The sequence below is a fragment of the Rhizobium sp. L51/94 genome (assembly GCF_019355555.1).
Lineage (GTDB): Bacteria > Pseudomonadota > Alphaproteobacteria > Rhizobiales > Rhizobiaceae > Rhizobium > Rhizobium rhododendri.
The window spans coordinates 1416404-1429095 of sequence record NZ_CP072141.1; the positions used below are offsets into that span (position 1 = coordinate 1416404).

A 12692-nucleotide genomic window follows, 5' to 3' on the forward strand; every position below is an offset into this window, starting at 1 on the left:
CATGACATCGATACTGCGCGCGTTATGTTCGACGGGAACTTTCGTCCCAAAGGACCCGAACGACCGTCGTGCATCACGCCGGAGAGGCGGCCCCTGCCTTTAGCTCCGGATTGCTGTTTGCGCGCCGTTTTCCCAGCCTGTCGAGTAGCAGATAGATCACCGGGGTCGTGTAGAGCGTCAGGATCTGGCTGACGATCAGGCCGCCGACGATGGCGTAACCGAGGGGCTGGCGCAGTTCTGATCCCGTGCCATGTCCTATCGCCAAGGGAATTCCGCCGAGCAAGGCTGCCATGGTGGTCATCAGAATCGGCCTGAAACGCAGATGCGCCGCCTTGGTGATGGCCTGTTCGCTGGTCAGGCCCTCGTCCTTTTCCGCCTGTATGGCGAAATCCACCAGCATGATGCCGTTTTTCTTGACGATGCCGATCAGCAGGATGACGCCGATCATGGCGACGAGACCGAAGTCGAAGCCCGAAATCATCAGAGCCGCCAGCGCTCCGAGGCCTGCGGACGGCAGTGTCGATAGGATCGTCAGCGGATGCAGCAGGCTTTCATAGAGCACGCCGAGGATGATGTAGACGACGATCAGCGAAGCCAGGATCAGCAGCGGTACCGTCGCCAGCGACTCCTGGAAGGCCTTGGCGCTGCCGGAAAAGCTCGCCTGCAGCGATGCCGGTGGTTGCAACCCTTGTACGGCGGCCTCGATTGCCTGCGTTGCCTGTCCGAGTGCGACAGAGGGTGCCAGGTTGAACGAGATCGTCACTGCCGGCGATTGTCCCTGATGAGAGATCGAAACCGGCGACACCCCGTTCGTCGTCCACTTGGCAACAACTGACAGCGGAACTAGCGTGCCGCTGCTGGAGCGGACGGAAAGCTGGTCGAGCGTTGCGATCTTGCGCTGCAGGTCTGGTAGCACCTCGAGGATGACGTGGAAGGTGTCGGTCTGTGTCGAGTAGGACGCCACCTGCCGCTGTCCGAAGGCATCGTACAGGGTGTCGTCGATCGTTGCCGGAAGGACGCCGTAAAGCGAGGCAGCAGCCCGGTCGATATGGATCGACAGGTTAGGAGCCTCCGCCTGCTGGTCATTGCCGACGTCGCGCAGTTCCGGCAGGCTCTGCAGCTTGTTCGTCACCTTCGTTGCCCATTGCGAGAGCTCGCTGATATTGCCGTCCTGAAGCGTATATTGATACTGGGTCTTGGCGGGCCGTGCGCCGATGTTGATATCCTGCGCGGACTGCATGAAGAGCTTGATGCCCTGCTGCTGGTTGAGGGCAATACCAAGCCGCTGGATCACCTCCTTGGCACTTGCATCGCGCTCCGACAGCGGTTTCAGCGTGATGTTGACATGGCCCTGGTTGAGCGCGTTGCCGCCATTGCCGCCGCCGACATCCATGAACACGCTGTAGACCGCTGGGTCCTTGAGGATGATGGCGCTGACGCGCTCCTGCAGCTTGGCCATCTCGGTGTAGGAGATATCCGGTGAAGCCTGTGACTGGCCTGCGATGAAGCCGGTGTCCTGCTCCGGAAAAAAGCCTTTGGGGATGATATAGAAGAGGTACCCCGTCAGCGCGATGGTCCCGAGGAAGACGGTCAGTGTCACGTAGGGGTGTCGCAGCACGCGGGCCAGGCTGCGGGCGTAGAGCGAGAGCAACCAGTCGAAGAATGCCTCGCCCATGCGGTAGAGCCGTCCATGCTGCTCCTTGGGCACGGATCTGATGAAGCGCGACGCCAGCATCGGTGTCAGCGTGAGCGAGACAAAGGCCGAAATCGCGATGGCAATCGTCAGTGTCACGGCGAACTCGCGGAACATTCGGCCTACGATGCCGCCCATCAGCAGGATGGGGATGAGAACGGCGATCAGCGAAAGGCTGATGGAAATGATCGTGAAGCCGATCTCCCGCGCTCCCTTCCGGGCCGCCTCTTTTGGCTCCAGACCCTCCTCGATCAGGCGGGTGATGTTTTCGAGCATGACGATCGCGTCGTCGACGACGAAGCCGACGGCCACCACCAGCGCCATGAGCGACAGGTTGTCGAGGCTGAAACCCAGCACCCACATCGGTGCGAGCGAGCCAACAAGGGCAATCGGCAGGGTAAGCGCCGGGATGATGGTTGCCCTGATATCCCGCAGGAACAGGAAGATCACCAGCACCACGAGCCCGATGGTCAGCATCAGCGTAAACTGGACATCCTCGACGGACGCCCGGATCGTCGATGTCCTGTCGGTCACGAGTTCCAGCTTGATAGCGCGTGGCAACGATGCCTGCAGGGCGGGAAGCTGGGATTTGATTGCGTCAACGACGCCGATGACGTTTGCGCCCGGCTGCCTGAATACGTCGAGGGCTATCCCTCGCTCACCGTTCGTCCAGTGTGCCATCTTCGAGTCTTCGGCGCCATCGACGGCGGCACCGATATCGCGGATACGCACCGGCCCGCCGTTGCGGTAGGCGATGACAGCATCGTTCCAGTCGGCCGACTTTGTAATCTGGTCGTTGGTGTAGATCGGAAACGTCCGGGTCGGATCGTCGATGTTGCCCTTGGGGGCGCTGAGGCTGAGATTGCCGATGGCAGAGCGGACATCTTCCAGCGTCACATCTGATTGCGCGAGGCGACCGGGATCGACACCGATGCGGATCGCCGGCTTCTGCTTGCCGCCGATATTGACATAGGCAACGCCGGAAACCTGGCCGATCTTGGTGGCGACGTTTCGTTCAATGTACTCGTCGAGCTCCGGTAGCGTCAGCGTGTCCGAGGTCGCCGACAGCTGCATGACCGGCGCATCGGCGGGATTGACCTTCCGGACCGTTGGCAGGGACGGCATGTCCTTCGGAAGCGTTGCGGACGCCTCGCTGATCGCCGTCTGCACATCGCTCGCCGCTGTCTGTATGTCCTGGCTGAGCGCGAACTGGATGGTGATCGACGTGGTGCCGAGCGAGCTGCTCGATGTCATCTCGGTGATCCCGCTGACCCGGGAAAGCGCCTCCTCGATCGGCTGGGCAACGCTCGATGCCATCGTCTCCGGCGACGCGCCGGGAAGGCTTGCCGCGATCTGGATCGTTGGAAAGTCGATCTGCGGCAGTGCCGATACGGGCATCAGCGGATAGCAAATGGCACCGACGAGGAAAATACCGGCCATGATAAGGCCGGTGGCGACGGGGTGATCGATAAAAAAACTGAAGAAATTCGAGTCTTTAGGCTGAGCGGTCTGGGAGGGATCGATGCCGCTCATGGGGATTGCTTCTCCGCAAGTTCTCCGGTCGTGGAACCGGTCCAGGGGGTGACGCTGACCTTGACGCCGTCGCCGATGCGCGACTGGCCGTCCATGACGACCTGATCGCCTTCCGAAATGCCCTTCGTTACCAAAGCACGGGCATCTGTCACGAAGGCGGAGACGACATCGCGTTTCTCAACCTTGCCGTCTTTTCCGACGACATAGGCATAGAGACCCGACGGGCCGCGCGCCAAAGCCTTGTCGGGCACCACGACGCCGTCGCGAACCTCGACCGTCAAGCGCGTCGCAACCGGCAGGCCGGGCCACAAGCGGCTGTCGCCATTGTCGAAATCGGCACGAAGGTGGATCGACCCATTGCTCGCATCGACCGAATTGTCGATTACCGAGAGTTTGCCCTTGGCAAGTTGCCGGGTGCCATCTGTTGCCGATACCTCGACCTCGGCAATGCCCTGTTTCAGAGCATCCCGGATTTCCGCAAACCGATCGCCGGGAGCGACGAACGACACGCCGATGGGGTCCATCTGTGTGATCGTCACGATCCCCGTCGACGAACTTGCGCTGATGACGCTGCCCGTATCGACTTGGCGAAAACCGGTGCGGCCGGTGAAAGGGGCGACGATGGTCGCAAATCCGAGTTGGGTCTCGGCATTCTTGATTGCCGCATCGTCGTACTGGACGGCGGCGAAAAGCTGGTCGCTGGACGCATTTTTCTGCTCGACGGTTGCAGTGGACGCGATGCCCTTTTGCGCAAGGCCTGCATATCTCTCCGCATCCGCCTTGGCGCTGCGCAGCTGGGCCTCGTCCTGGGCTTTCTTCGCCTTGGCAGACGTCAGGTCGGATACCAGCTGGCGGTCATCCAGCCGCAGCAGGACGCTTCCTTTCTGGACGATCTCCCCCTCCGTGAAAGGGATTTCCATCACCTGCCCGTCTATGCGCGGACGCACCAGAACGGACTGGAGCGAAGACACCGTTCCAATACCGTTGATGACCCTGTGGATGGTTTCGCGCTTGGCGGTTATTGCCGTGACCGGGATGGGCGGCGCTTCCGTCGTTTCGCTATCGGCAGCAAAAGCACCACTGATGGGTTGGAGGATAAGAGCCGCGACCAGGATGGCCATGCCACGAGACGCAGACGTCAGCGCAAAAAACTTCATTCGCCACCCTTGCTTGGATTTCGCTCTGTAACGCAGCAATCCGACTTTGGTTCATTCCGGTTAACTTTATGAGATTCGGGTAATCTATGCCGCCAGTGATGCGGGGCTGAAGAGACCTTTTTTTCTCGACAATCTCGATACGAAAAAGCCCGACAGGATTTCTCCGGCCGGGCATTTGCGGATGAATGATCGGTCTCAGGCGGGCTTGTTGCGGGCCAGCAGCTGCTTGACGACCTGATCGGTGATCTTGCCGTCTGGCGTCAGGCCGACCGATTTCTGGAAGCTTTTCAGCGCTGCAACCGTCTTGTCGCCCATGTTGCCATCAGGCGTGCCGGCGTCGAAGCCGTTGTTGTTGAGGATCGCCTGAATGTTGCGGACAGCCTTTTTCATATCGACCGAGCCGGTGTGGACGCTCTTGCCCGCCCATGCGTCGGGAATATCGGCGCGGTTGCTCTGGTCGTCCAGTGGCTGCGGCTTCCAGAGATCGACCTTTTCCTTGGCGGCCTGCAGCTGGTCTGGCTTCAGGGAGTTGGCCACTTCGTCGCGCTTTTGTGCCGCATCCTTGTCGCCGCCCTTGGCGGCAATGGCGAACCACTTGTAGGATTCGGTGAGATCCTGCTTCACGCCGTTGCCCCGTGCATAGAGGATGGCGAGATTGAACTGGCTGTCCGAGACGCCGAAATTGGCGGCTTTGGTGAACCAGTCGACAGCTGCGGCATAATCCTGCGGGCCAGCGGCGCCGGATGCGAACAGAACCGCCAGATTGTGCATGGAGCTGGCGTTACCCTGGTCGGCTGCCAGCTGGTAATATTGCTTGGCTTTTGCGAGATCTCGGTCGAGGCCATTGCCCTTTTCATACATGCTGGCGAGACGGTACTGTGCCGGGGCAAAGCCCTTGTCGGCAGAGAGCTGGTACCAGCTTGCCGCCTGCTTCAGATCGGTCGGCAAACCACGGCCTTCGGTGAAGCGCGCGCCGATCTCGAAGAGTGCCAGAGGATCGCCCTGGCGGGCCGCATCTGCAAGTGCCGGCGGCTGGATGCTGTCCGGGACGGCGATGACGGCAGCAGGAGCTGCCGGTGTCGTGGCATCGCCTGCGGTGTTGGCTGCAGCGACGTCCGGAGCGGTTGTCGCCGACGGCGTCGCATTCGCCATTCCCGGCGCAGGTGTGCCCGGCGAGGTCAGCGGCTGGCTGGCGGTATCGCTACCGGCCGGAGCCGGCGATGCCAAGTGGGCAGTCTGCGTCGCCATGCCAGGCTCTGCTGGCGCAGCCTGTGTCGGGCCAGGGGCGGGCTGCGGCTGAACGGCGGCTGCAGGATCGGTTGCTGCTGGCGCCGGGGTCGCTGCCGAGGTCAAAGCGGACACTTCGGCGGGTGCCGGTGCCTGCTTGCCGGTCAACGAGTGGACCAGCGGAAACGCCATGAGCGCCAGCAATGCAGCGCCGACGGCGAGCAGAATCGGGCGGCGGTAGCGCGCGAAAGTTCCCGTCTTGCCGGGGCCCTTGACCGTGGGCGCTGTTCGCGATTGGTCGACTTCCATGGCAGCGGCCTGGGCAGCGCGGCGGGCGGCGGCGATGTAGTCGGCACGTTCGTTTTCGGTCTGCGGCTTGCCTGCGCCATTGCGGGCGGCATTCTGGCTGGCCCGCACCCTTTCGAGGATCTTCTTGATATCCGGCGCGCCGGAGCCGGGCTCCAGCAACTCGTTCGCCTCGTCGGCATGCATCATGTCGCCCGAATCGATCGACGGCGTCGGGTCGATCACCTGGCGGTCGGTCGAGGCCTCTGTGTCTGCCTTGCGGCCCGGTCGCAGACGCTTGCCGAGGGCTGCAAAGAGGCTCGGCTTGCCGCCTTCGCTCTTGACCGCCGCCTTGATGCGCGCCTTGGTTTCGGCATCCATAGGAATTGCGTCGGCGTTGGTGACCTCAGCTACGCCCGGTACCGCGGTATCGGCGGCGGCTCGCGCAGCAGCGACGGTTGCCATCGGCACTGCAGCGGATGCGGTGCGGATCACCGGTCCGCTCTTCTGCGCAGGTGCGGCAGCACGGGCTTGCGGCGCATCGGCATATTCGAGCGGCGGCGGGTTGAACTCGGCGGCCGGCATGCGGGCGGCGGGCTTGCTGCGCTCCATGTTGTCGAGACGGTCGGCGATCTGGACCAGCGTATTGTGCAGGGCTTCGAATGTGCGGTGCGTGCGCTCGTCGCTGCTGCGGCTGATGTCCTCGAGGTGACGAAGATCCTCGGCCAGCGCCGCCAATGCCGACATCTCGGCCGCAGGTGCCGCGCCGTTCATCGCGCCCTGCCGGGAATAAGCCTGCACGACAGTCTCGGCTGCCTGACGAGCGGCTTCGATGACGTATTCGTCGTTGGTGCTCATATAGTCTTCGATAGCGCTCATGCGCTGGTCGAATTCGACCGGAAAGCCGTTGCGCGGCTCGCTCAGGAGTTCGGAGAGGTGAGCGATCTGGTCTTCCAGTCCGCGCAAGGCGTGACTGTCGGTCGGTGCGGCAGCGGTGCTTTCCTCCAGCCGGGAAGCAATATCGGCGAGCCGGCTTTCGAGCCTGACGACGACCGTCTCGTCGAAGGCCGACGCCGGCGGATGCATGTCGATCTGGTCGATGCGGCGGGCCAGCTGCTCCAGCCGTTCGGCCAGCACGTCGTTGACCGCACCCTGGTCGAGCGCATCGATCTTGCGCGAAATATCGCTGAGGTGAACGGTGAGATCCGGCTGCGGCGCCTGGCTGTATGAGCTTTCCATCAGCCGCGACAGCTCGTTCAGTCGCTCTTCGAGGTTGATCGCGGTTTCCGCATGAGCCATGTCGTCGATGCGGCTGCTGAGGCTTTCGATACGGCTTGCCAGATCCATGGTCGGCTCGAAGCGCAACATGGCTTCGCTGCTCATCACGTCGATCTGGTCGGCGAGGCTGCTGATACGGTTTTCGAGGCGCTGGATCAGCGCCGGATCGGCCGTGTTGGCGGTGCTGCGGCCGCTGGCGGCGATCGCCCGGCTGATTTCGTCGAGGCGCGTATCGATCGCGGTGAACTGCTCGGTCATGGCGCGGTCGCGCGGCTGCATGAGGTTGCCGAACTGCTCCATCGCAGTGGCAATGGAAATCAGCTTTTCTTCCAGCGCATGCACCGCAGGGCTATCGTTCATGCCGCCGAGCTGCCGCTTGATATCGTCGATGCGGTAGGCCAGCGCGACAAGCTCTTCCTGCAGGCCGGATGTGTCGATAGCCTGCAGCCGATCTTCCACGCTGTCCCAACGGCTCTCCATTCCCCGCACGGATTCCTCGCGGGCAAGCCCGTCCATCAGCGCGCGAAGATCGTCGAACTCTGCCTTCAGGGCGGCGGCCTCGGAGCCGTGGCTGGCACCGGTGTTTGCCAGCTGGTCGATGCTGTCGGCAAGACGCGTCAGATCGGCGCGCATGCTGTCTGCGAAATTATGGTCTTCGGCGGCGCCCTTGATCGTGCGGATCTCGGCCCGGAGTGCGCCCATCTCGCGCGCTACCCCGTCTGCGATGTCTTTCTTGAGGTCGTGGCGCAGGCTGACCAGGGCCTGGGCGATCTCGGTCATCGCATCCGCTGCAGGGCGGCTATCGGCCGCAACGCGGGCAACGGGCTGGCGCGAGGCCACGGGTTCTGCGGCGCGCGGTGCGAGCGGCGGACGGACGGGTGCCTCTTGCTCTGCGGCCTGGCTGCGGTCGCGGCTGGCCCCGAGTATGCGCTGGCGCTGGCGGATTTCGGCAAAGGGATCGGAGCGTGGAGCTGGCGCCGGTGCTTCGGCGCGCGATGGCCTGTCGTTAGCCTCGCGGCTGGCGACAGCGCGGTCCAGACGATTGGATCTCTCTGCGAGCGCCGGGCGGGCTGCAGACGACACGGCTGCCGCTGGTGCCTGCGGGCGCGCCGTTTCCAGACCGCCTGCTGCGCCCATCAGACCTTCGATGCGGGCCTCTAGACCCTCGATCGTGCGGCTGAGTGCATCGAGAGCCGTCCTGTCGTTCATCAGGGGAGGATGTGATGGAGATCCGCTCATCGTGTTGCTCACTTCGACATTTGACCCTTGCGGGCTGTTTCCCCCGGTACTCGCGCCGCTGCCATCGAAAACTGCAGTGACTGAAGAGCACCAGACGCAAGGGCGTATTACGGTACGCATTCCTGTGACCGGTGGAGATCGCTGTATTCCAAAAATCTAAACTGCGGCATGGAATACGGATCACTCCGCTCACGCCGCAAAATTCGCAAAACGTGGTAAAGAACCCGTTAACTTTCCCGAAAATTTCTTTAACCTTTGTTCAATGCGCACCAGCCCGGCCATTGCGGACACAAGATATCTCTGAGGAAGCCGAGCCGCACTTTCTCCCGGTGCCAGCGCCTGGGGTCTCGCATACGGCACCCATCGCCCCTCCGACACAAAAGTTTTACCCTCGGGTCATACATTTGACGTTTACGCGCACGTCAATATTTCATAGGCTTGTTGCAGGGACGGAGCCTTGGCCTCGTCTTTGCGAATTGGAGGATTTGAACGATGCCAGTCTATCGGGCGCCCGTCAGCGACACGCTGTTCATTCTCAACGATGTGCTCGGCCTCGAGCGCTACAATAATCTGCCGGGCTTTGCCGATGCGACGCCCGAGATGATCGAGGCCATCCTTGGCGAAGCTGCCCGGATGGCCGAGGAAGTACTGTTTCCACTCAACTATTCTGGCGATCAGGAAGGCTGCCGGCGCAGCGATGACGGCAATGTCTCGACGCCAACAGGTTTCAAGCAGGCCTATGAATCCTATTGCGCCGGTGGTTGGACAGGGCTTGCAGTGCCGGAGGAATTCGGCGGCCAGGGGCTGCCCTATACGCTGCATGCGGCCGTCGGCGAATATACCTCTTCAGCCAATATGGCACTTATGATGTATCCCGGCCTGACGCACGGAGCGATGTCTGCGATCCTCGTGCACGGCACGGAGGAGCAGAAGCGCACATACCTGCCGAAAATGGTCGAGGGCAGATGGTCGGGGACGATGAACCTGACGGAGCCCCATTGCGGCACCGATCTCGGTCTGCTGCGCACGAAGGCCGTGCTACAGCCTGATGGCAGCTACCGGATTTCCGGCCAGAAGATTTTCATCTCGGCGGGCGAGCACGACCTGACGGAGAATATCGTTCATCTCGTGCTTGCCCGCATCGAGGGCGCACCGGAGGGCACCAAGGGTATCTCGCTGTTCATCGTGCCGAAATTCCTGATTGGCGAAGACGGTGCACCGGCCGCCAGAAATGGTGTCAGCTGCGGCGCCCTCGAGCACAAGATGGGCATTCACGCCAACGCCACCTGCGTGATGAACTACGACGACGCGACGGGCTACCTGATCGGCACCGAGAACCGAGGCTTGCCCGCCATGTTCGTGATGATGAACGAGGCGCGCGTCAGCGTCGGTCTGCAGGGCGTGTCGATCTCGGAAGTCGCCTACCAGAACGCCGCCGCCTACGCCCGCGATCGTATCCAGGGCCGCTCGCTGTCGGGGGCAAAGGCGCCGGACAAAAAGGCCGATCCGATCATCGTCCACCCCGATATCCGCCGGACGCTGATGACCATTCGAGCCTTCAACGAGGCCGGTCGTGCCTTCCTGCTGTGGACGGCCCTGCAATCCGACATCGCCCACCGCGCGACCGATGAAAGGGAGCGCCAATTGGCCGACGACATCCTTGGCCTTTTGACGCCCATCCTCAAGGGCGTCATGACGGACAAGGGTTTCGAGCACGCCGTCATGGCCCAGCAGGTGTTCGGCGGCCATGGCTATATCGAGGACAACGGCATGAGCCAGTATGTCCGCGATGCCCGCATTGCGATGATCTACGAGGGCGCCAACGGCATCCAGGCGCTCGATCTGGTCGGCCGCAAGCTCGGCCTCAACGGCGGCCGCGCGGTGATGGCGCTGTTCAAGGAGATCGGCGATTTCTGCGAGGAGAACCGCGCCGACGAAGCGATGGCACCGTTCACCAAGGCCTTGAAGAAGAGCCTCGGCGACGCCCAGGCCGCGACCATGTGGTTCATGCAGAACGCCATGGCAAAGCCCGACAATGCCGGTGCCGGCTCCACCGATTACATGCACCTCTTCGGCCTCGTCGTGCTCGGTTACATGTGGGCGAAGATGGTCAAAGCGGCGCAGACAGGCCTTGCCTCCGGCGACAGTGCTCGTTCGGAGTTTTTCGAGGCCAAACTGGTGACCGGGCGCTTTTACATGGAGCGCATCCTGCCGGAAACCGCGCTACGCCGCACCCGCGTCGAGGCCGGCGCAGACACCATGATGGCGCTGCCGGCGGAGGCGTTTTGATCTGCAGAAGCGGTATCTGAGGTCGAGTCCGCATCTTGTGAAGCATGATTGAAAGTTATATATTGATATAACTTTTGGAGGCGAAAATGGCGACATCGACACTTCGCAATGTGGGAGGCTCTGTCATGATGACGATCCCGAAAGCTGTAGTTGATGAGTTGGGACTGACAGCCAATACCAAGGTCGAGGTATTGGCAGAGGATGGGCGCGTCGTTGCGGTTCCGCACAAGCGGCCGAAGTACACGCTCGATGAGCTTTTGGCGCAGTGCGATCTTGATGCACCGTTTACAGAGGAAGATCGGGAATGGCTCGATGATGCACCGTCTGGCCGAGAGGTCATCTAGTGGATCGCGGAGACATCTGGCACGTCGATCTAGAACCGATCCGTGGACGTGAACAGGCTGGCGCGCGGTATGTGCTGGTGGTTACCAAGAAAAGCTTCAATGCCATCGGCACGCCGATAGTGGTGCCTATAACGACCGGCGGTGAGTTTGCCCGTTTCAAAGGATTTGCCGTGTCGTTGTCCGGCGCGGGAACGCGGAGTTCGGGTGTGATCCTGTGCAATCAGCTGCGGTCGCTCGACCTCAGGGCGCGCGGCGGGAAATACGTGGAAAGTGTGCCGGATTTCATCATGTTCGAAGTGCTTGCCCGGATCACTATATTCTTCGACTAATATTACGAGATCGAATTTGGTGCCGGCGGCGCCTGGGAGAGAGACGATGACCGAGGTTTTCATTTACGATCATGTCCGCACGCCCCGCGGTCGTGGCAAGAAGGATGGCGCGTTGCATGAAGTGCCGTCGGTGCGTCTCGCTGCACGCACGCTGGAGGCGATCCGTGATCGCAACGGTCTGGATACGGCGACGGTTAACGACATCATCATGGGCTGCGTCGATCCCGTAATGGAAGCCGGCGCGGTCATCCCGAAGGCTGCGGCGTTCGAGGCGGGCTATTCGACCCGTGCCCCCGGAATGCAGATCTCGCGCTTCTGCGCATCCGGCCTCGATGCCGTCAATCTGGCTGCGGCCAAGATCGCCCAGGGCGCGGACGACATCGTCATTGCCGGCGGTGTCGAGAGCATGTCGCGGGTCGGGCTCGGGATGGGCGGTGGTGCCTGGTTCATGGATCCATCGGTCAATTTTCCCGCTTATTTTATGCCGCAGGGCGTCTCCGCCGATCTGATTGCCACAAAATACGGTTTCTCGCGCGCCGATGTCGATGCTTATGCTGTCGAAAGCCAGAAGCGCGCGGCGCATGCTTGGAAAAGCGGCTGGTTCGACAAGTCCGTCATTTCGGTCAAGGACCAGAACGGCCTGACCATCCTTGCCCATGACGAGCACATGCGCCCCGGCACGGATATGCAGGCGCTCGGCGCCCTCAATCCGTCCTTCCAGATGCCCGGTGAAATGGGCGGCTTCGAGGCCGTCGGTATCCAGGCGCATCCGGAAATCGAGCGCATCAACTACGTCCACCATGCCGGCAATTCCTCCGGCATCGTCGACGGCGCAGGCGTCGTACTGCTCGGCTCCAGGGCTGGTGGCGGGAGCATGGGACTAAAACCCCGGGCCCGCGTCAAGGCTTTCGCCAACATCGGCTCCGACCCGGCACTGATGCTGACAGGGCCAGTCGATGTGACCGAGAAGCTGCTCAAGCGTTCCGGCCTGTCGCTGGCGGATATCGATCTTTTCGAACTCAACGAGGCTTTTGCCGCCGTCGTTCTGCGCTACTGCCAGGCTTTCGACATCGATCATGGCAAAATCAACGTCAATGGCGGCGCCATCGCCATGGGCCATCCGCTCGGCGCCACCGGTGCGATGATCCTCGGTACAGTGCTCGACGAGCTGGAGCGCCGGGATCTCAACGTCGCCCTGGTTACCCTCTGCATCGGCGCCGGCATGGGCACCGCCACCATCATCGAAAGGGTCTGATGGCTTTCTCCGCACCCCCCCCTGATGGGGGCAAGCGAGTGAGTGTGCAACCCGGCAACCACG

General features: G+C 62.1%; 7 protein-coding genes. 4 read left to right on the forward strand and 3 right to left on the reverse strand.

All coding sequences use genetic code 11. The annotated features are described in order from the left end of the window. Positions 1-73: 73 nt before the first annotated feature. The 3 genes from J5274_RS06945 to J5274_RS06955 form a co-directional block, all read right to left on the reverse strand. The gene (locus tag J5274_RS06945; protein ID WP_219274892.1) at positions 74-3226 is read right to left on the reverse strand and encodes an efflux RND transporter permease subunit; all 3153 of its coding nucleotides are present in this window, start codon (positions 3224-3226) and stop codon (positions 74-76) included. Next, entirely contained in the window at positions 3223-4383 is a 1161-nt protein-coding gene (locus J5274_RS06950) for an efflux RND transporter periplasmic adaptor subunit (protein WP_224128227.1), read from the reverse strand. The genes J5274_RS06945 and J5274_RS06950 overlap by 4 nt, the downstream gene beginning before the upstream one ends. Positions 4384-4578: 195 nt before the next feature. After that, positions 4579-8412 carry a peptidoglycan-binding protein gene (locus tag J5274_RS06955; RefSeq protein WP_142829127.1) on the reverse strand — a complete coding sequence of 1278 codons (3834 nt, stop codon included), beginning with the start codon at positions 8410-8412 and terminating at the stop codon, positions 4579-4581. Positions 8413-8904: 492 nt separating this feature from the next. Here J5274_RS06955 and J5274_RS06960 point away from each other — a divergent pair, with 492 nt between their 5' ends. From J5274_RS06960 to J5274_RS06975, 4 genes are all read left to right on the forward strand, one after another. After that, positions 8905-10701 carry an acyl-CoA dehydrogenase C-terminal domain-containing protein gene (locus J5274_RS06960; RefSeq protein ID WP_142829129.1) on the forward strand — a complete coding sequence of 599 codons (1797 nt, stop codon included), beginning with the start codon at positions 8905-8907 and terminating at the stop codon, positions 10699-10701. 86 nt (positions 10702-10787) lie between these two features. Further along, complete coding sequence (locus J5274_RS06965; RefSeq protein WP_142823966.1) at positions 10788-11045, forward strand: AbrB/MazE/SpoVT family DNA-binding domain-containing protein; 258 nt, start codon at positions 10788-10790, stop codon at positions 11043-11045. Beyond that, a complete protein-coding gene (locus tag J5274_RS06970; protein WP_142823967.1) occupies positions 11045-11374 on the forward strand; it encodes a type II toxin-antitoxin system PemK/MazF family toxin in 330 nt (109 codons plus the stop codon). Before J5274_RS06965 ends, J5274_RS06970 begins: the two co-directional genes overlap by 1 nt. A 46-nt stretch (positions 11375-11420) precedes the next feature. Next, complete coding sequence (locus J5274_RS06975; protein ID WP_142823968.1) at positions 11421-12629, forward strand: acetyl-CoA C-acetyltransferase; 1209 nt, start codon at positions 11421-11423, stop codon at positions 12627-12629. Positions 12630-12692 lie beyond the last annotated feature (63 nt).